The following is a 20,018-nucleotide window of genomic DNA, read 5'->3' on the forward strand; positions in this document are numbered from 1 at the left end:
GGGTCAGCTCGCGCCCAGGCCCCGCACGGCCACGCTGGCGGCCTCGGCGACGAGGGCGTCCCGCCGCTCGGCGTCCTGGGTGTCGCGGCTGGACAGCACCGCGATGACGATCGGGTCGCCGCCGTCGTCCGGCCACACCACGGCGATGTCGTTGCGGCCCCCGTAGCCCGGGCTGCCGCTCTTGTCGGCGACCCGCCACCCCTGCGGGACCCCGGCCTTGACCAGGTTTCTGCCGGTGGTGTTGGTCTCCATCCACTGCCGCAACAGCCGCCGCTCGTCGCGCTCCAGGGCGTCGCCGAGCAGGAAGGTGCGCAGGCTCCCGGCCATGGCGCGGGGCGTACTCGTGTCGCGGATATCGCCCGGCTTGGCCTCGTTGAGGTCCGTCTCGTAGCGGTCCATCTCGATGACGTCGTCCCCGAGGTCCCGCAGGACCGCCTCCAGGCCGTCGGGGCCGCCCAGCGCGTCCAGCAGCAGGTTCGCGGCGGTGTTGTCGCTGTACCACAGCGTGGCGGCGCACAGGTCGCGCAGGCTCATACCCGTCTCGGTGAAGTTCTCCGTCACCGGTGAGTAGTCCACCAGGTCCTCGCGGGTGTAGCTGACCTGCTCGTCGATGCCGGTGAGCCCGTACTCGCGCAGCACGGCACCGGCCGCCAGCGCCTTGAACGTGGAAGCGTAGGCGAACCGTTCATCTGGCCGGAAAGCGACGCTCTGCCCGGTGCCGGTATCCACGGCGTAGACGCCGAGCCGGGCGTCGAACTCCTTCTCCAGCGCCCGGAACGCCCGGGCGGTGGACGTGCGGGAGTCGGCGTCCGGCGCGGGGCTGGAGCTGGCGGGCGCGGTGCCGGAGGCGGGCGCGGTGCCGGAGCCGCACGCCGGGACCAGGGCGAGCGCGAGCAGGCCAGCCCCACAGGCGGCGCCACGGCGCAGACGGGACAGAGGTTTCATGCGTCGAACGTAACCGCGTGGCGGGTGCGTCGCCCTGAAACCGGCACGTTCCGGCCACGTGTTCTCCCGCGACATCGGTCGGACGATCCCCGGAGCGGGCCAGCGGGCCAGCGGGCCAGCGGGCCAGCGGGCCAGCGGGCGGCGACGACCGCGCCGGGCGGGACAGCGCGAACCGCCCGGTACCGCCCTACCGCCGCACCTCGGGCAGCGCGGGCGAGGTGGCGACGCGGGCGGTGCGGCAGGTGCCGGAGGCGGTGAGGGCGGCGGCCACCCGGTGCGCGGCGCCCGCGTCGGCCGCGAGGAAGGCGCAGGTGGGACCGGAGCCGGAGACCAGCGCGGCGAGCGCACCCGAGGCGGTGCCGCAGGCGAGGGTGTCGGCGAGCGTGGGCCGCAGGGAGAGCGCGGCGGGCTGGAGGTCGTTGACGAGGGTGGGCGCGAGCGCGTGCGGGTCGCCGGAGCGCAGGGCGTCCAGGAGCGCGGGGGAGGGGGCGGGCGGCGGAGCGTCGGGCCGCAGCCGGTCGAAGGCGCGGTAGACGGCCGGGGTGGACAGTCCGCCGTCGGCCACCGCGAACACCCAGTAAAAGGTGCCGCCCACCTTCACCCCGGTCAGCCGCTCCCCCCGGCCCTCACCCAGCGCAGCCCCGCCGACCAGGGCGAACGGCACGTCGGAGCCCAGTTCGGCGCCCAGCGCGAGCAGCACCTCGCGCGGGGTGCGGGTGTCCCACAGCGCGTCGCAGGCCAGCAGGGCGGCGGCGGCGTCGGCGCTGCCGCCCGCCATGCCGCCCGCGACCGGGATGTCCTTGGCGATGTGCAGCGCGACGGCGGGCTGGACGCCGTGGTGGGCGGCGAGCAGGCGGGCGGCGCGGGCGGCGAGGTTGCTGTCGTCCAGCGGCACGTGTGCGGCGTCGGGGCCGGTGCAGGTCAGGCGCGGGGACGCGGCCGGGGTGGCGGTCACCTCGTCGTACAGGCCGACGGCGAGGAAGACGTTGGCGAGGTCGTGGAAGCCGTCGGGCCGGGGCGGGCCGACCGCCAGCTGCACGTTGACCTTCGCCGGTACCCGGACGGTGACGCTCACGCCGGTCCTTTCCCCGCGCTGTCAGCTCCTGCCCGGCCCCCGGGGACGGCGTGTTCCGCGATCGCGGCGAAGTCCTCGACGGTCAGCGACTCGCCGCGCGCCTGCGGCGAGACGCCCGCGGCGCGCAGCGCGGCCTCGGCGGCGGCCGGGGAGCCCGCCCAGCCGCTCAGCGCGGCGCGCAGCGTCTTGCGGCGCTGCGCGAACGCCGCGTCCACGACGGCGAACACCTCCTCGCGTGAGGCGCGCGTGCGGGGCGGCTCGCGGCGCACGAGGGAGACGAGACCGGAGTCCACGTTCGGCGCGGGCCAGAAGACGTGGCGCCCGATGGCCCCGGCGCGGCGGACGTCGGCGTACCAGGCGGCCTTGACCGACGGCACCCCGTACACCTTCGACCCGGGCGGCGCGGCCAGCCGGTCGGCCACCTCGGACTGCACCATCACCAGCGTGCGCTCGATGCCGGGGAACGTGGCGAGCAGGTGCAGCAGCACCGGCACGGCGACGTTGTACGGCAGGTTCGCCACCAGCGCCGTCGGCCCAGGGCCGGGCAGTTCGGTGACGCGCAGGGCGTCGGCGTGGACGAGGGCGAAGCGTGCGGCGGCCCCGGGCAGGCGCGCGGCCACGGTGGCGGGCAGCGCGGCGGCCAGGACGTCGTCGATCTCCACCGCCGTGACGTGCCGCGCGGTCTGGAGCAGCGCGAGGGTGAGCGAGCCGAGCCCGGGGCCGATCTCGACCACCACGTCGTCCGGGCGCACCCGCGCGGTCCGCACGATGCGGCGCACGGTGTTGGCGTCGATGACGAAGTTCTGCCCGCGCTGTTTGGCCGGGCGCACGCCCAGCGTGGCCGCCAGCTCCCGGACGTCGGCGGGGCCGAGCAGCGCGCCCACCGCCTCGGGCGCGGCGGGCGGTTCGGCGGACGGGTCGGGGGCGGTGCTCACCGGGGCAGTGTACGGGGGCTCAGGTGGCCGGGCTCCGGGTACCCGAAGGCGCGGGCGGTGTTCCGCGCGACGTGCTCGGCCAGCGTGTCCACCGCCATCCCCTTCACCTCGGCCATCGCCCGCAGCGTGACCGGGATCAGGTACGGCGCGTTCGCACGGCCCCGGTAGGGCGCGGGCGTAAGGAACGGCGCGTCGGTCTCCACCAGCACCAGTTCCGGCGGCGCCACGGCCAGCGCGTCCCGCAGCGGCTGCGCGTTCTTGAACGTGACGTTCCCGGCGAACGACATGAAGTAGCCCTTGGCCGCGCACTCCCTGGCCATCTCGGCGTCTCCGGAGAAGCAGTGGAAGACGGTGCGCTCGGGGGCGCCCTCCTCGTCCAGCAGGCGCAGTACGTCCGCGTGCGCCTCCCGGTCATGGATGACCAGCGCCTTGTCCAGCTCCTTCGCCAGCGCGATGTGGCGGCGGAACGAGCGCTGCTGGGCGGCGACGCCCTCCGGGCCGGTGCGGAAGTAGTCGAGCCCGGTCTCGCCCACGGCCAGCACCTGCGGCAGTTTCGCCAGCTCCGCGATGCCCGCGAGCGCCGCGTCGAGTGCGTCCTCGCCCTCCTCCAGGGCCAGCCGGGGTGCCTCGTTCGGGTGCAGCGCCACGGCCGCCCACACGCCCGGCTGCTCGGCGGCGACCTCGGCGGCCCAGCGGGCGCGCGGGAGGTCACAGCCGATCTGGATCAGCGGGGTGACGCCGGCCTCGGCGGCCCGGGCCACCGCCTCGGCGACGGTGGCGTCCTGCATGTCGAGGTGGGTGTGGGAGTCGGCCACCGGCGTGGTGAGCGGCTCGGGCAGCGGCGGCGGGGTCCGGTCCGGCGATGAGCTGGGCATGCGCCGATCCTAGGACGCGCCGCCGACGCCCAGCCCGGGGGACGTCCGCCGGGCTGAGGCCGGGACGTCCGCCGCCGTTCACGGGGGACGTTAACCGGCGCGGCTCAGGTGCGCAGCGGGGGCCAGCCCAGGCCCACGGCGGACCGCACGCTGGACGCGCTGCCCGCCCGCACGATGCGCACGTTGTGGTCGTCGCACTGGAAACAGGTCAAGCGGTTCAGCGGCGAGGGCACCCGGCGCCCGTCGGCGAAGTACAGGAAGAACGGGCGGTTGTCACTGTCAAGGTGGTGCTCGATGTCGTACGTCTGCTCCCAGGCGTGCCCGCATTCCAGACAGGCGAACGCGTACGACTCCCGCACCGCGCGCAGCGGCTCGCTCCCGGATGTACCCCTGAAGTCCGTCATGGCAGCTCCTTTCGCTACCCAGTGGACGCCTCCCCGGCCCGGAGTGCAGCAGCCCTTTCCCTTTCCTGGACGGATCGCGGCCGAAACTTTCCCCGCGCTGGAGGAAAGAGGGGAGACGAGCGCCGCGTGCGCCGCCGTGGTTTTACCTTCGAGAGTAACCCTTTACCCGGTGGTACGACGCTCGGGAGCGGACCTTTACCTTCCCGAAACCACTGCGCTGACCAGCACGTTTACCCCCGCCCGCTCACCGTGCCTTCGCCGCGACGACCGCGTCGAACACGGTCCGCTTCGGCACCCCCGCCGTGCGCGCTACCTCGGCGATCGCCTCCTTGCGCGGCTGACCGGCCTCCTCGCGCTCGGCCACGCGCCGCGCCAGCTCCACGTCGTCCAGCTCCCCGGCGGACGGCTCGGGCGCCCCCGAGACGACGACGGTGATCTCGCCGCGCACCCCCTCCCCGGCCCACCGCGCCAGCTCCGCGAGCGGGCCGCGCCGCACCTCCTCGTACGTCTTCGTCAGCTCCCGGCACACCGCCGCGCGGCGCTCGCCGCCGAAGCTCTCCGCCATCGCCGCCAGCGTCGCCGCCAGCCGGTGCGGGGCCTCGAAGTAGACCAGGGTGCGCCGCTCCTCGGCCGCCTCCGCCAGCCGGGCCCGCCGCTCGCCCGGCTTGCGCGGCAGGAACCCCTCGAAGCAGAACCGGTCCACCGGCAGCCCCGACAGCGCCAGCGCCGTCAGCACCGCCGAAGGGCCGGGGACGGCGGTGACCCGCACCCCGCGCTCGACGGCCGCCGCCACCAGCCGGTACCCCGGGTCGGAGACCGACGGCATGCCCGCGTCCGTCACCAGCAGCACCCGCGCCCCGCCCGCCAGCGCCTCCGCCAGCTCGGGGGTGCGGGCGGCCTCGTTGCCCTCGAAGTAGGAGACGACGCGACCGCCCACCCGCACGTCCAGCGCCTGGGTCAGGCGGCGCAGCCGCCGGGTGTCCTCGGCGGCGACGATGTCCGCCTCCCGCAGCTCCGCCGCCAGCCGTGGCGGCGCGTCGGCGACGTCTCCGATGGGGGTGCCTGCGAGGACGAGGGTTCCGGTCATCCGGCCATCCTCGCACCCACCCCCAACGGGCGGCGCGCCCCCGCGCGCGGCCCACGGCACGCCCGGGCGCGCTGCGGGCGCGCGGCCCACGGCACGCCCGGGCAAGGTGCGGGCGGCGCGGCGTCCGGCCGCCGTGCCCGGGGGCTCGCCAGCGGGGTTCCTTACGATGTCCCGGTGAGCAGTGAGACGGCGACGGCGGCCCAGCGGCGCGCGGCGCGGGCGGATGCGCCGGACGGCTGGGCGGACCGGCTGCGCCGCTACGGCTACGCGGCCCGCCCCCGCCCAGGTGTACGCGAACGCCTGGTGCCGCCCTTCCCCCAGCCCGGCGGCCGGGCCTGGTCCGTGCTCGGGCTGGAGCCACGGCTGCGCGGCTGGGGCGGACCGCTGCTGGTCGCGCTCCTCGCCGGGCTGCTGCGCTTCTGGCAGCTCGGCCGGCCGCACGCGGTGATATTCGATGAGACCTACTACGCCAAGGACGCCTGGTCGCTGCTCACCCTCGGCTACGAGGGCACCTGGCCGGATGAGGCCAACGGCCAGATCCTCGCCGACCCCCAGGTGATCCCGCTCAGCCCCGACCCGTCCTACGTCGTCCACCCGCCCGTCGGCAAGTGGACGATCGCGCTGGGTGAGCAGCTGTTCGGGCTCACGCCGTTCGGCTGGCGGTTCATGCTCGCCGTCCTCGGCACGCTCTCGGTGCTCATGCTGTGCCGCATCGGACGCCGTCTGCTGCGCTCCACCGCGCTCGGCTGCCTGGCCGGTCTGCTGCTCGCGGTGGACGGGCTGCACTTCGTGATGAGCCGCACCGCGCTGCTCGACCTGGTGCTGATGTTCTTCGTCCTGGCCGCCTTCGGCTGCCTGCTGGTGGACCGCGACCGGGCCCGCGCGCGCCTGGCCGACGCGCTGCCCGACGGCCGCCCCGACGCCCGGGCCGCCGAACGCACCACTCTGGGCTGGCGCCCCTGGCGGCTGGGCGCGGGCGTGTGCCTGGGGCTGGCGGTCGGCACCAAGTGGAGCGGGCTGTACGTGCTGGCCGCGTTCGGCCTGCTGGCGGTCGCCTGGGACTGGGGCGCGCGGCGCACCGCGGGCGCCCGGCGTCCGCTGCGGACCATGCTGCGCCGGGACGCCGCCCCCGCGTTCGCCGCGCTCGTCCCCGTCGCCGCGCTGGCCTACCTCGCCTCCTGGGCGGGCTGGTTCGCGAGCGACGGCGGCTACTACCGCGACTGGCACCAGCGGGCCGGGGCCGACACCGCGTGGGGCTTCGTGCCCGGTCCGCTGCGCGGCCTGTGGCACTACCACGCGCAGGTCTACCGGTTCCACGTCGGCCTCACCGACGACCACCCCTACGACTCCCACCCGGCGAGCTGGCTCGTCGCGGGCCGCCCGGTGTCCTACTTCTACGAGTCGCCGGAAGCCGGGGAGGGCACCTGCGCGGCCGCCGGAGGCTGCGCCCAGGAAGTGCTGGCGCTCGGCACCCCGCTGCTGTGGTGGCTGGGCTGCGCCGCGCTCGGCTACGCCGCCTACCGCTGGCTGCTGCGCCGCGACTGGCGGGCCGGTGCGGTGCTGTGCGGCGTCGCCGCGGGCTATCTGCCCTGGCTGCTGTACCAGGAGCGCACCATCTTCTACTTCTACGCCATCGTCTTCGTGCCGTTCCTGTGCCTGGCCGTGACGATGCTGCTCGGTGCGGTGGCCGGGCCGCCCGGGGTGAGCGAGGCACGCCGCACGGTGGGCCTCGTCGTCGTCGGCGTCCTCGTCCTGCTCGTGGTGTGGAACTTCGTCTACTTCTGGCCGATTTACACCGGGCAGGAAATCCCGCTGGACCAGTGGCGCGCCCGCATGTGGCTGAACACCTGGATCTAGCTGCGGAAACGCGGCCCCGACGACCGACAAGGCCCTACGCACACCGGGCGTTGTCGGTCGTCGTTTGTCGTCGTTGGTCGCCTCCTGACGGCCCACAGACGGCCCGGCGCCCGGACCGGGGGAGAAGCGAGAAGGACGGCCTTTGGCCGACGACTTCCGGGCGCCAGCGGCCGTGTTGGGTGTCGGCGCGCTGGCGGCACTCGGACGTACGGCCACGCTCACTAGACGCGCTACTGGGTACTGGGTACTGGGTAGTGGGTAGTGGGTAGTGGGTACTGGGGTGGTCGTGGAGGCGGGCTGAGCGGCTAAACGCCTTAGTGGGGTGCCCTACTGGGTAGTGGGGCGCCCCCCACTACCCAGTAGGCGCCGTCTCGGTCGTGAAGAGACCACGGCCGGGCGGCGGGTGGTTTCTTGTCTCGGCACGTGGTGGTGCATGTGGCGCCCCTCCCGCCCTCACGGGCTCGGCACCCGCGTCTACCTCACCCTGAGAGAGTTAGGGGGATACAGCGTCCGCAGTGTCCGAAGTCCCTGCGGCGCCTCTCTTGACCTGCTGCTCTGGTGCGGACGCTGAGTACCTTTCTTAGCGTCCAACAGTGTCCGCAGCGTCCGGGCACGTCGCGTACAGCGGGTATGCGTTTCCGCAGCTCAGAAACGCTCTTAGGGGGAGGGGCTCTGGACGCTGGCGGTATCGCATCCCTGCCGACCGAAATCCGGCAGGGTTCGGGCCTGAGAGCGCCCTTGCGCTTCTCGGAAGCGTCCCGTCCTTACGCCGGTCACGGCCCTACGTCGCGTCCGCCGCCCCTCCCCTAAGAGCCTTGGTTTGCCATGTGCAGCCGAACCCGTCCTCGCAGCTTAATGCCCGGATTGGCTACGCAGCGTGAGGGGAGGCATTCAGGGAGGCGGGGAGTTTTCCCTATCCGCCTCCCCGTGTCGCCTCCCCCGCGCTGAACAGCGTAAACAGCACTTTAGGGAGGTCTCGAAGCGCCCCGTGTCGGTGGTCAGGAGTCCGCGAAATCGGCTCGGCTAAGCGGGGGGTGCTTCCCTCCCTGGTACGCTGCGTAGCAACAGAGCTGGCCGGACAGACAAGATGAGCACCCGCTCCCGCCCCGGGTGCTCATCTTGTCTGTCCGTGCGAACCACTGTTGGCCGGGGACGGCCCGGGTAGCCCACGGGCTGCCGAGCGCTCGCGGAGCGAGCTGCCAAGGACAGCGCGGCGAAGCCGCTCCTAAAGCTCTTCACGCACCGCTGGTGACCCTGCTAGGTCTAGCACTGCCCTCTGCTAGACCTAGCAGGGCCACTAGCGCGCCGAAGGCCGTTTGACCTGCTGTCTAGCTCCTAGCAGGACATGAGCGACACCCCCGGGCCTACCCCCTCAGACCGGCGGCAGGCACCCTGGCCGGGTGCTGCTAGAGAGATGATGCCGCGCTGTTCACGGCCTTCACCACGGAATCAGGGTTGCCGTCGTAGATGATCGCGGTCTCGTCCTGCTCAGGGGGCACGAAGCGAGTCCGGTACCGCGCCAAGTCGCTCTCGGAGAAGTAGATCGAGTTGGCGTCTTCCTCGTGCTTCGAGTTCCGCTCGCGGACGCGGGACCACAGTTCTTCGTGGGTAGCTTCGAGGTAGACGAGCAGTGGGACGGCGCCAGCGTCCGAAGCGATCGTCCGCCACCTACCACGGTCTTGCGGCGTCCAGAAGCCGTGATCGACCACTACGTCGTGTCCCGCTCGCAGAAGCTCTGCCAGAGTCACGGCCATCTCTTCGAGAATCGGCTTCTCCAGCGTGGGGAACGTGCCTCGCGGGAAGTCCACGCCGTACACTCCGTGCCGCCGCCACATCTCTTCGTCGGGGCAGAGCCGCACGAAGCCGTAGTTCTCCAGCGTGCGAGCCAACGTCGTCTTCCCTGAGCCGGGAAGCCCGGCCATGAGGACGCAGCGGGGGCGTCCGTCGAATGCCTCGCCGCTCACTGCACCACCTCGGATTCCACCCGCCACTTGCGACCGGGACTCCCCAGGTCTTCGCCGTACTCCACCACGTTGCCGTCGCTGTCCACGAACTTCGCCGTCATCATGACTACTGGTTCCGCCGGCGGATTCGCGGCGTCCAACTCCAACAAGGCCGCGTCGGCCGGGGTCAGAAGGCGAGCCGAGGCGGTGTCGATTCGGTAGGTGATCGGCTTTCCCGTCGCCTGAGCGATCAGCTGTAGGGAAGTCCCCCCGCTGAGGCGTTCGCTCTTCGCCAGCTGCGGCACGAGGTTCCCGTAGCGAGCCGGAATCCATGACGTTGAATGGGCGACGATGCCGTGCCGGTCGCGGTACACGCGACTTCGCCGCACGACCTTGGTTCCCGGTTCCTGTTCCAGTTCGCGGGCCACGTACTCGGGTGCTGGCACCACGGAGGCTTCGTGTGAGTCCGATCGCTCCCCAGCTCCCCAGCTTGATCCGCTGTGCCGTCCGCGATCCTGGCGCTGGGAGCCCGAGGACATGGGAGAGGGCACGTCCACGACCTCGGTGCCGATGCCGTGGATACCCCGGACGAGCCCTTCCCCCCGGAGCTGTCGCAACGCCTTCTCGGCAGTAGCGGCGCTGACCTTCCATTCCTGAGACAAGCTCTTGATGCTCGGCAGCAACGAGCCCGGCGGCAGCTGTCCCGACGTGATCAGCTCCGCGTAATGGGCGGCCATCCGTGCGTACGGCGCCCGACTGTTGGCCTGGTCCGCCATCTCAACGGCTCCTCACTCTCTTCGCTACATGCCTAGCGTACCCCTTGACACCCTAGGGTGCCCTAGGGAACCTTAGGGATGTGCACGCCGGGCGGTTCGGTTAGATGCCGAGCGGTCGGGGTGCGCGAAATCCCTGGTCAACGCCGGGAAACAGCAGGGAGCGGCGCCCTACCGCCAAGCAGTCCGCCGCTCCCCTGACCCTCAGAAGGGGTACCTCCATGATGCCTGAATCCACTGTGGCCAGTGTCGGCGGCTCGACACGGGCAAAGCGCCGTAACGGCGAGTTCGTGCCTCTGAGTGCGGCCCAGTCCGCGCGGCTCGCTGAGCTGTACGAGACGTATGCGCGCCGGATGGTGCGCTACGCCTACTCCCAGCTGGGGAAGTGGGGGGAGTGGGGTGCCAGGGCGTGGACGCTGGCGGAAGACGTCACGCAGCAGGTGTGGGCTGACGTGGCGTGCAGCGGTGCTCGTGACCCGCTCTTGGGGGAGGTACTGGAGGAGTCCCACGCTTGCGGCCTGTTGCACCTCAAGGTCAAGCGAGGCGTCTCGGCTCAGATGACCAAGCCCCGGGTGCTGGATGAGCCGGTGGACTTCGCGGACCCGGTGATCTGCAACTGGCTGTGCCCCCTGGTTGAGGCCGGATGCTCTCTGGTCGAGCTGCCCGGTTATTTGGCCACGATGGTGGATGCGCTCCCCGAGCGGGAGCGGGCGGCGCTGCTGCTGTGGCTGGACGGCCTGAACCCGCGCTCGATCGCTGAGCACCTGGGGTGCGCCGACACTACGGCCGTTCGGCTGGCCAATGCCGCCGTGCTGCTGCTCCAGATCGACAACCCGGAGCTCTCGGGGGAGCCGGTGGAACTGGACTCGCTTGCGGCGTGGGAGCGCCAGGCCCTGGCCGAGGTCAGTCAACAGCGCCGGGATGCGCTGCTGCGGCTGGAGCCTTCCGCCCGCCAAGTGTTGCTACTGAGGCAGCAGGGGGTGAGCACACGGGAGATCAGCAAGCGGTTGGGCGTGCCCTACGACATGGCGGCGACTGCCTCCCGTTGCCTGCCGGTGGCCGGAGCCGCCCGCAAGCCCGCCAAGGCCCCGACCCGCCCGAACGCGAAGTTCGCTCGGGTCGCTGGCAAACTACGCGAGGAGATCAAGGCGATGCGTCCGGGGGACCGGCTGCCCACGCGTGTGCAGCTCAGGGAGCGCTTCGCGGTCGGTAGCCGGACCATTGATCGCGCATGGAACCTGCTGCGTGGTGAGGGGCTGATCGAGCCCAACGGCGTCTACGGTTACACCGTTGCCCGCTCTCATAGGGACATGGAGCGTGCCGCGTGAGGGCGCGGGGATGCCCCAACGCGGCGCGGCGGCGGTTGCGCAAGGACCAGCTTGCCCGGCGTCACGGGACGCGGTGCTGGTACTGCCGACGCCCGTTCGCCAGCGTGCGAGAGGCCACGCTCGATCACGTCGTCCCCTTCTCGTTGTGGCGCTCGTGGTCCGTCACGTCGCTGATGCTGGCGTGCCGCTCGTGCAATCACCGCAAGGCCGACCGCCTGCCTGTGCTGCTGGCCCTGGTCATCTGCGCTCACGCGGCGAAAACCGAAGCGGTCACCAGGGTGACCGCCGACCCGACTGCCACCGTGACCGACTACTCGACCGGCGGCTCGGTCGCCGTGACGGGTGTGACGCCCGGCGTCACACAGCTCAGCGCCGTCCGGTCGGTCACCGGTGTTCATCCGATCTGGCCGCTCCTGGCCCGACTCGCGCACGTCCACCACCCGGTGTTCACGGCCCGATGGTCGCCTCACCAGATGGGTGATCGGGTCGGCCATCGGTCGTCCCCTGACCAGTCAGGATCGACCCCCTGCGCCTCGCGTTCGGCAGCGCGGTCGGTCTGCCAGCGCACCACCCGATCTGGCCGCGTCTGTGGCCGTCCCGATGACCAGGCGGTGACCGTATGAACGCCGTGAACACGACCGTGAACGGCGCCGCCCGAACGGTGAACAAGGCTGCTCGGCCCGTGAACACCGTGAACGCGGCCATGAACACCCGACCCGATCCGGTGAACACCGCGCCCGCCGCCGTGAACACCGGCGCGGCGAGCGGCGGCGGGGAGGGAAAGAAACCCCCGGCCGCTGCGCGGATCGTGGACATGGCCCGGCAGCGTTACCGGTTTGTGCTTTCCGGGGACGGCCGTCCCTACGCCGTCGCCTTGGACGGCCCCAACCTCGCGTTGCCGCTGCGGGGCCGGACCGGAGTGCGCCAGCGCCTTGCCCGCGCCTTCGCGGACGCCTACCCGGGCGAAGTCGCCTCCCAATCCGCGCTCGCCGACGCCATGACCGTCCTGGAAGGCATCGCGGAGGACACCGACCCCACGCCTGTGCACCTGCGTGTCGGCCGCGCCCCGGACGGGGCCGTGGTGGTGGACCTGGGGACGACGGACGGCCGCGCCGTCGTCATCTCCCCCGGCGCCTGGGCAGTGTGTGAACGCTCACCGGTCCTCTTCCGTCGCTCCGGAGCCATGGCGCCCATGCCCGAACCGGTGCGCGACGGTGACGGCCTCGCCAAGCTCCACGCGCTGGTCAACATGGACACCCCCGCTTTCCGCCAGCTCGTTGCGTGGCTGGCCGCCGCCTGGATTCCCGACATCCCCCACCCCGCTCTCGTGTGCAAGGGAGAGCAGGGCACGGGGAAGTCCAAGGCCGCGCAGATGTTCATCAACCTCATCGACCCCTCACCGGCCGCCAAACGTAGTCAGCCCCGAGACGAGAAGGCGTGGTCGAGGCAGGCGTTCACTTCCTGGGCGCTGTGCCTGGACAACGTGTCAACGATCCCGCCGTGGCTCTCGGACACCCTGTGCAAAGCCGTCACTGGTGACGGCGTGGTGGACCGGGCCTTGTACACCGACGATGACGTGGTGGTGCTCACCTTCCGGCGGGTGCTGGCCATGACCACTATCGACGCCGGAGCCCTAGCCGGGGACCTTGCCGAGCGCGTGCTGATGCTCGATCTCAACCTCATTGACGCACGCCAGCGGCGCAGCGAAGAGGAGCTGGACGCCGCGTTTGCGGCGGTGCGCCCCGCAGCTTTGGGCGCGCTGTGCGACGTGCTGGCCGCTGTCCTGTCCGAACTCCCGCACGTACGACTGGAGTCGATGCCGCGCATGGCCGACTTCGCCCGCGTCTTGGCCGCCGTGGACCGCACCCAGGGCTGGAACACGCTGGACGATTACCTAGCCACCGGCGCCAACGTGGCCAGCGATGCCCTGGAAGGCGACCCGTTCGCCATGGCCATCTCTCGCTTGGTTGAGCAGGCAGGCACCTGGCAGGGCACCGCCGCCCAGCTCCTGGACGCCCTTCCTGCCCCCGGCCCGGTGCGGCCGCCGAACTGGCCCAAGGACGCTACCCGCGCCAGTGGACGCGTCAAGCGCCTGGCACCGCTCTTGCGCTCCATCGGCGTCGCCGTGGACGACACGCAGCGTAGCCAGGACCGGCACCGCCACCGACTACTCATCCTCACCCGAGCCCCCGACAACGACCGCGCAGCGTCCACGCCTCCGCAGGGGCCTCTCTGGCCCGACCACCCACCACCACGCGGCCACCCCTAGCCGCTGAACTGCACAAACTCACCGGCAGACGTGCCGGGCCGGGCCGCACCGAAGCGGCCCGGAGCACCAACCAGGCTGCGGACGCTGGGAGCGTCCAGTGTCCGCAGCGTCCAACCAGCGTCCACCCACCACACACCGCCCCACCTGCGCGGACCCGCACCTGTGGCCGCTAGGACGCTGTGGACACTGCGCTCCCCGCCTCTCTAGCACGGCCAAAACCGCACCCTCCCCATGCCCAACGGCGGACACAAGGAGGAACCAAACCTCATGGTCGCAAGCCCCGGCCCCGACCCGCGCGCCACCCTGCGTGGCGGACTGCCCGACCGCTACCTCACTCCCGAAGACCTGGTGACCATGTTCGGCCTGCCGAGCGTCGAGACCGTCTACGCCTGGCGCCGCAAGCGCATCGGCCCCCCCGGCTTCCGCGTCGGCCGCTACCTCCGCTTCAACCCGGCCGCCGTACAGGCGTGGGAAGCCGAACGCACTGCTTTGGACGATGCCGCCTGATCCCGCCGCCCGGTACTGGCTAGTGGCAAGTTGCCAGTAGCCAGTACCGGGCTCTCCACACCCCCGGCAAGCGCCCCCACCAGCGCACTTGCCAGTAGCCAGTAACCACTAGCCACTAGGAGAGCTCCAATGGCTGGACACATCCAAGACCGCTGGTACAAGACCGAACCCGACGCCACCGGCACACCCCGCCGCGTCAAGACCGACCGCCACGGTACCGGCATGCGCTACCGCGCCCGCTACATCGGCCCCGACGGCACCGAAAAGTCCAAAAGCTTCCCCGACGGACAGAAGCGGCTTGCCGAAAAGTGGCTGAGCAAGACCGAAGCCGACATGAACAGCGGACAGTACGTGGACCCGAAGACGAGTCGGACCACCTTCCGGCAGTACGCCGAGCGTTGGGTTGCATCTCACTCTGGGGAGATCAACAGCCGTGAGGCGGCAGAGCGTCGCTTGCGGTTGCACGCCTACCCGCACTTCGGGAGCCGCCCTCTCGGTTCGTTCCAGCCCGGCCACATCCGCGACTGGATCGCGGCACTGGAGATGAGCGTCCCCGCGGCGTCGCATCGACGGATCATTGTGGGCACGGTCTCAGCGGTGCTGAGCGCGGCCGTGGACGACGGCGTGTTGAGTAAGGACCCGTGCAAGGCACGCTCGGTCAAGCTGCCCAAGGTGAACCCGGCCCCTGTGGTGCCGTGGACGCTGGGCCAGGTTGATGCCGTCCGGGCCGCGTTGCCCGAGCGCTTCCGGGAAGCTGTGACGGTCGCCGCCGGGTGCGGGATGCGGCAAGGGGAAGTCTTCGGGCTGTCCCTTGATGAGCTGGACCACGATGCCGGTTGGGTGGCAGTGCGCCACCAGCTAAAGCGCATCCGTGGGAAGTACGTGTTCGCGCCGCCCAAGGGTGGGAAGGTACGCGACGTTCCGTTGTCGGAGGCTGTCAGTGAGGCGCTCCGCGCTCACCTGAAGCAGTGCCCGCCCATCGAGGTCACCTTGCCGTGGCGGACTCCAGACGGACCCTCGGTCACACGACAGCTCCTTTTCAGCGGGTCGCGGGGGCAGCACGTCCGGGTGAGCCACTTCAATGACCACGTCTGGAAGCCCGCTCTCGCTGACGCTGGCGTCATCCCCGAACGGGGGGAGAGCGAGCGCTACGCGAGCGCGCGCGAACACGGTATGCACGCGCTGAGGCACTTCTACGCCTCGTTGCTGCTGGATGCAGGGGAGAACATCAGGGCGCTGAGCCAGTATCTTGGCCACAGTAACCCGGGGTTCACCCTGCGTACCTACACGCACTTGATGCCAAGCAGTGAAGGACGCACCCGCGAGGCAGTGGACCGCATGTTCCAGCGGCCCCTGAACCATGATCACGGCCCACAGGCGGCCCCGGGGGGTGAAAATCCCCATACTGAGTAGCAAACTGGCTGGTCAGCGGCATGCGGGCCGCTGGGCAGGGAACTCCGTCTACTTCTGGCCGATTTACACCGGGCAGGAAATCCCGCTGGACCAGTGGCGCGCCCGGATGTGGCTGAACACCTGGATCTGACGGCCGGGCCGGGGAGTTTCCCGGGCCGCCGGCGGGTCAAACCCTCGCCACACCCGTCCCGTCTTCCGCCCGTCGCCCCGGCGACGCGGTCCCGTGCTCTAGGGTGCGTCTGGGGCGCGGCGTGCGCGCACGCCCCAGGGGCCGTCCCGGCGGGCCAGTTGGAGTTCGCCCGCCGTACCCGGTGTCGAGCGGCGGCCTGCGACGGCCGTGAGCCGCGCGTCGGGCTGACCGGCCGGACGCGGCGGAGGTCCCCGGTGGACGCCGGGGCGGGGTGGAAGGTTTTTGAGGACTTATGCGAGACGGTCAGAAAATGGCGGTGATCGGTGCCGTCTGTGCCGTCGCCGTGGGTACCGCCGGTTTCGGCGCGTACGCCCTGGTGGACCAGGACGAGGCGGGGAGCCCGGGCGGCAGCCGGCCCGCGAGCGCCGCCGACGACAGCAAGCCCGGCCCGGCCGCGACCGGCCCGCTCAGCGCCGGGGAAGTGCGGGGAGCCGCCGAGGAGTTCCTCGCGGCCTGGGAGTCCGGTGACGCCGCCGGGGCCGCCGCCCGCACCGACGCGGAGTCCGCCGCCCGGAAGGCGCTCGCCGCCTTCGCCGAGGACGGCGGCGTGACCGGCGTCCAGCTCACCGAACGCGCCTCCCAGCAGGACGAAGTGCCCTTCGAGGTGACCGCCGAGGTGGAGCAGGGCGAGGCCACGGGCACCCTGGAGTACGTCTCCACGCTGACCGTGGTGCGCGAGCAGGACACCGGCAAGCCGGTCGTCCACTGGGAACCGGCCGTGCTGCACCCGGACCTGGCCGAGGGCGACCAGCTCGTCACCGACGCCCAGGGCGACCCCGAGGTCATCACCGTGGACCGCGACGGCAACGAGCTGAGCGCCGAGGACTTCCCGGAGCTGAAGTCCGTCCTGGCCGACATCACCAAGCGCTACGCCGAGAAGTCCGGCGGCACCGCGCCCCTGGCGACCCGCATCGTGGACGCCCAGGGGAAGGACAAGAAGGTCCTCGCCCAGCACACCGAGGGCACCCCCGGCGAGATCCCGACCACCCTCGACGCCGGGCTCCAGCGGGCCGCTCAGGCAGCCGTCGAGAAGAAGGGCAAGGGCTCGGCCGTCGCCGTCAAGCCGAGCACCGGCGAGGTCCTGGCCGTCGCGGCCCTGCCCGTCCAGTCGTTCAACCCCGCGCTGCGCGGCTCCTACGCGCCCGGCTCGACCTGGAAAGTCGTCAGCGCCTCCCTGCTGATCGAGAAGAACCTCGCCTCCGCCGACGCGCCGCACCCCTGCCCGCAGTACTTCGAGTACGGCGGCTGGAAGTTTCAGAACCTGGACGAGTTCGAGATCCAGGGCGGCACGTTCCGGCAGAGCTTCGCCCGCTCCTGCAACACCGCGTTCATCAGCCAGGCCCCCGAACTGGCCGACGACGACCTCACCCAGCAGGCCCGCGACCTGTTCGGCCTGGGCCTGACCTGGCAGGTGGGCGCGGGCACCTTCGACGGCTCCGTGCCGGTGCAGTCCAACGCGCAGATGGCCGCCTCCCTCATCGGCCAGGGCGGCGTGCGGATGAACCCGCTGAACATGGCCTCCGTCGCCGCCACCGTGAAGAACGGCGGCTTCAAGCAGCCCCACCTCGTGCCGCCGACCGTGGACGACCGCACCCTGGCCACCGCCCCGCGCGCGATGAGCCCCGCGCTCGCCCAGGAACTGCGCTCCCTGATGAACACCACCGCCACCGCGCCCTACGGCACCGCCACCCAGGCGATGGCCTCCGTCGGCGGCGACAAGGGCGGCAAGACCGGCTCCGCGGAGGTGGACGGGCAGGAGCTGCCGAACGCCTGGTTCATCGGCTACAGCGACGACCTGGCCGCCGCCGCCGTCATCCCCGCGTCCGGCCACGGCGGCACGAACGCCGGTCCGGTGGTGGCCGAGATCCTGAACGCGGGCTGACGCCCCCGCACGCCCACCGGTGGCCCGCGCTCTCGGTGCGGGCCGTCCGGCGGCGTCCTCAAGCCCCCGCCACGGCCGGGTGTCCATCCACGTAGCCGCCCGGCCCCGGGGGCCCACTACCCTGGGACGTCGCCCGGGACGTTTCCCGCCCCATCCGTTTCAGGAGCCGCACCGTATGGCCGTCAACCTCGTCAATCTGGAAGCCGTCAGCAAGGCGTACACGCTGCGCACCCTGCTCGACGGCGTCTCCCTCGGCGTGAGCGAGGGCGACCGGATCGGCGTCGTCGGCCGCAACGGCGACGGCAAGACGACGCTGATCCGCACCCTCGCCAAGCAGGAGCCGGTGGACAGCGGCCGCGTCACGCACGCTGGCGGCCTGCGCCTGGGCGTCCTCACCCAGCACGACTCGCTCGACCCGGCCGCCACCGTGCGGCACGAGGTCGTCGGTGACCTCGCCGACCACGAATGGGCCGGAAACGCCCGCGTCCGCGACATCATCACCGGACTGTTCGGCGGCCTGGACCTGCCCGGCTTCGAGCACGGCATGGACACCGTGATCGGCCCGCTCTCCGGCGGCGAACGGCGCCGGGTGGCGCTGGCCCAGCTGCTCATCGCCGAGCAGGACCTCATCATCCTGGACGAGCCCACCAACCACCTCGACGTCGAGGGCATCGCCTGGCTCGCCGGACACCTGCGCGCCCGGCGCTCCGCCCTCGTGTGCGTCACCCACGACCGCTGGTTCCTGGACCAGGTGTGCACCCGCATGTGGGACGTGCAGCGCGGCGTGGTGCACGAGTACGAGGGCGGCTACAGCGACTACGTCTTCGCCCGCGCCGAGCGGGAGCGCATCGCGGCCACCGAGGAGGCCAAGCGGCAGAACCTGGTGCGCAAGGAACTGGCGTGGCTGCGGCGCGGCGCCCCGGCCCGCACCAGCAAGCCGCGCTTCCGCATCGAGGCGGCCAACGCGCTCATCGCGAACGAGCCGCCCCCGCGCGACGCCGCCGAGCTCACCCGGTTCGCCAACTCCCGCCTGGGCAAGACCGTCTTCGACCTGGAGGACGTCACCGTCCAGGCCGGACCGAAGGTGCTGCTGCGGCACCTGACCTGGCAGCTCGGGCCCGGCGACCGCATCGGCCTGGTCGGTGTCAACGGCGCCGGCAAGACGTCCCTGCTGCGCGCGCTCGCGGTGGCGGTGTCCAGCGACGGCGAGCAGCAGCCCACGGCCGGGCGGATCACGGTCGGCCGCACGGTGCGGCTGGCCTACCTGTCGCAGGAAGTCGCCGAACTCGACCCGGCCTGGCGCGTGCTGGAAGCCGTCGAGCAGGTACGCGGCCGGGTGGACCTGGGCAAGGGCCGCGAACTGACCGCCTCCCAGCTGTGCGAGCGGTTCGGCTTCGGCAAGGAGAAGCAGTGGACGCCCGTCGGCGACCTCTCCGGCGGCGAGCGCCGCCGCCTGCAACTGCTGCGGCTGCTGATGGACGAGCCGAACGTCCTCTTCCTGGACGAGCCCACCAACGACCTCGACATCGAGACGCTGACCCAGCTGGAGGACCTGCTCGACGGCTGGCCCGGCTCCCTGGTCGTCATCAGCCACGACCGCTACTTCATCGAGCGCACCACCGACCGGGTGCTCGCCCTGCTCGGGGACGGCACCCTGCGGATGCTGCCGCGCGGCATCGACGAGTACCTGGAGCGCCGCGCCCGCCAGCGGGACGCCACCGCCACGGCGCCCCCTGCCACCCCGGCACCGGCGGCCACCGCCTCCGCACCGGCCAAGCCCGCCGCCGTCTCCCGGGCCGCGCAGAAGGAGTTGCAGCGCATCGAGCGGCAACTGGACAAGCTGGGCGAGCGGGAAGGCACGCTGCACGCCGCGATGGCCGAGCACGCCACCGACTTCACCCGCGTCGCCGAACTGGACGGCGAACTGCGTGCGCTGACCGAGCAGAAGGACGAGCTGGAACTGCGCTGGCTGGAGCTGGCCGAGGGCCAGTGACGCCACCGCCCGCCCGCCCGCCACCGCCGTCCGGGCGTGGGCAACGGCGTCCGCGCGGGCTCTGCCCCGGCGGGCGGTCGCGGGCGCCTCACGCCGCCGACCCGGCCCGGCACCGGGCTCGGAGCGGGTACGGGAACCGGCCGTGGCGCTGCCGGAGTCCGGTGGTACAAAGGGCTTCGCCCCAGCACCATCGTGTAGCCGGAAACCGGCGGGCCAGATGTCCGATTCGCTCGTCCCTGCGGGGGAATGAGGGGCGGGCAGTCGGTCCGCGTGCGCAGAAGGATCGTCATGTCGCAGCCGCCACCGCCGCCCAGCCAGCCGCCCTCCGGCGGGACGCCGCCTCCCGAACCGCCGGGTCAGCCCGACGACAAGCCCGGGGGTTCGCACCAGCCGGGGAACCCGGGCCAGGCCCCGAGCCAGCAGCCGCCGTCCGGCCAGCCGTCAGCTGGCCAGCAGCCTCCGCACCAGCCGCCGCCCGGGCCGTCCGCCGACGAGGCGCCCGCGCCGCCGCCCGCCGCGCCGCCGTCCCCGCCCGCCGGGCC

At 72.0% G+C, this 20,018-nt stretch carries 16 protein-coding genes and 1 pseudogene; 9 read left to right on the forward strand and 8 right to left on the reverse strand.

Features of this window, described 5'->3' with window-relative positions:
- Window positions 1-3: 3 nt before the first annotated feature.
- The 6 genes from bla to rsmI all read right to left on the reverse strand — a co-directional run bounded on the left by bla (window position 4) and on the right by rsmI (window position 5,321).
- The gene (gene bla, locus JJV70_RS20460; protein WP_219049501.1) at window positions 4-945 is read right to left on the reverse strand and encodes a class A beta-lactamase; all 942 of its coding nucleotides are present in this window, start codon (window positions 943-945) and stop codon (window positions 4-6) included.
- Between the two features lie 187 nt (window positions 946-1,132).
- A complete protein-coding gene (locus JJV70_RS20465) occupies window positions 1,133-2,020 on the reverse strand; it encodes a 4-(cytidine 5'-diphospho)-2-C-methyl-D-erythritol kinase (protein WP_219049502.1) in 888 nt (295 codons plus the stop codon).
- Entirely contained in the window at window positions 2,017-2,955 is a 939-nt protein-coding gene (rsmA, locus tag JJV70_RS20470) for a 16S rRNA (adenine(1518)-N(6)/adenine(1519)-N(6))-dimethyltransferase RsmA (RefSeq protein ID WP_308294928.1), read from the reverse strand. Before rsmA ends, JJV70_RS20465 begins: the two co-directional genes overlap by 4 nt.
- A complete protein-coding gene (locus tag JJV70_RS20475; RefSeq protein ID WP_219049503.1) occupies window positions 2,952-3,830 on the reverse strand; it encodes a TatD family hydrolase in 879 nt (292 codons plus the stop codon). The genes rsmA and JJV70_RS20475 overlap by 4 nt, the downstream gene beginning before the upstream one ends.
- Window positions 3,831-3,934: 104 nt before the next feature.
- On the reverse strand, window positions 3,935-4,234 hold the full coding sequence (locus tag JJV70_RS20480; protein ID WP_219049504.1) for a hypothetical protein: 300 nt from the start codon (window positions 4,232-4,234) through the stop codon (window positions 3,935-3,937).
- 244 nt (window positions 4,235-4,478) lie between these two features.
- Window positions 4,479-5,321 carry a 16S rRNA (cytidine(1402)-2'-O)-methyltransferase gene (rsmI, locus tag JJV70_RS20485; protein ID WP_219049505.1) on the reverse strand — a complete coding sequence of 281 codons (843 nt, stop codon included), beginning with the start codon at window positions 5,319-5,321 and terminating at the stop codon, window positions 4,479-4,481.
- Between the two features lie 174 nt (window positions 5,322-5,495).
- Here rsmI and JJV70_RS20490 point away from each other — a divergent pair, with 174 nt between their 5' ends.
- A complete protein-coding gene (locus JJV70_RS20490) occupies window positions 5,496-7,178 on the forward strand; it encodes a dolichyl-phosphate-mannose--protein mannosyltransferase (RefSeq protein WP_219049506.1) in 1,683 nt (560 codons plus the stop codon).
- Between the two features lie 1,406 nt (window positions 7,179-8,584).
- Here JJV70_RS20490 and JJV70_RS20495 read toward each other — a convergent pair.
- Window positions 8,585-9,142, reverse strand: coding sequence for an ATP-binding protein (locus JJV70_RS20495; RefSeq protein ID WP_308294929.1), 558 nt, complete (start codon window positions 9,140-9,142; stop codon window positions 8,585-8,587).
- Window positions 9,139-9,897 carry a GntR family transcriptional regulator gene (locus tag JJV70_RS20500; protein ID WP_219049507.1) on the reverse strand — a complete coding sequence of 253 codons (759 nt, stop codon included), beginning with the start codon at window positions 9,895-9,897 and terminating at the stop codon, window positions 9,139-9,141. The genes JJV70_RS20495 and JJV70_RS20500 overlap by 4 nt, the downstream gene beginning before the upstream one ends.
- A 287-nt stretch (window positions 9,898-10,184) precedes the next feature.
- Here JJV70_RS20500 and JJV70_RS20505 point away from each other — a divergent pair, with 287 nt between their 5' ends.
- The 8 genes and pseudogenes from JJV70_RS20505 to JJV70_RS20540 all read left to right on the forward strand — a co-directional run.
- Window positions 10,185-11,222 (forward strand): GntR family transcriptional regulator, encoded by a 1,038-nt coding sequence (locus JJV70_RS20505; protein ID WP_219049508.1) that lies wholly within the window; start codon window positions 10,185-10,187, stop codon window positions 11,220-11,222.
- Window positions 11,219-11,845: an HNH endonuclease gene (locus tag JJV70_RS20510; protein ID WP_219049509.1), complete on the forward strand. Its 627-nt coding sequence runs from the start codon at window positions 11,219-11,221 to the stop codon at window positions 11,843-11,845. The genes JJV70_RS20505 and JJV70_RS20510 overlap by 4 nt, the downstream gene beginning before the upstream one ends.
- Before the next feature lie 80 nt (window positions 11,846-11,925).
- Window positions 11,926-13,491, forward strand: a complete 1,566-nt coding sequence (locus JJV70_RS20515) for an ATP-binding protein (RefSeq protein WP_219049510.1) — start codon at window positions 11,926-11,928, stop codon at window positions 13,489-13,491.
- Between the two features lie 267 nt (window positions 13,492-13,758).
- Entirely contained in the window at window positions 13,759-13,998 is a 240-nt protein-coding gene (locus JJV70_RS20520) for an AlpA family transcriptional regulator (protein ID WP_219049511.1), read from the forward strand.
- Between the two features lie 129 nt (window positions 13,999-14,127).
- Window positions 14,128-15,411 carry a site-specific integrase gene (locus tag JJV70_RS20525; protein ID WP_219049512.1) on the forward strand — a complete coding sequence of 428 codons (1,284 nt, stop codon included), beginning with the start codon at window positions 14,128-14,130 and terminating at the stop codon, window positions 15,409-15,411.
- 440 nt (window positions 15,412-15,851) lie between these two features.
- Entirely contained in the window at window positions 15,852-17,483 is a 1,632-nt protein-coding gene (locus JJV70_RS20530) for a penicillin-binding transpeptidase domain-containing protein (RefSeq protein ID WP_257574293.1), read from the forward strand.
- Window positions 17,484-17,658: 175 nt separating this feature from the next.
- Window positions 17,659-19,476 (forward strand): ABC-F family ATP-binding cassette domain-containing protein, encoded by a 1,818-nt coding sequence (locus JJV70_RS20535; RefSeq protein ID WP_219049514.1) that lies wholly within the window; start codon window positions 17,659-17,661, stop codon window positions 19,474-19,476.
- Between the two features lie 288 nt (window positions 19,477-19,764).
- Window positions 19,765-20,018 (forward strand): annotated as a pseudogene (locus JJV70_RS20540) (hypothetical protein); the annotation flags it as partial.

The sequence above is a fragment of the Streptomyces sp. JJ66 genome (assembly GCF_019303495.1).
GTDB lineage: Bacteria > Actinomycetota > Actinomycetes > Streptomycetales > Streptomycetaceae > Streptomyces.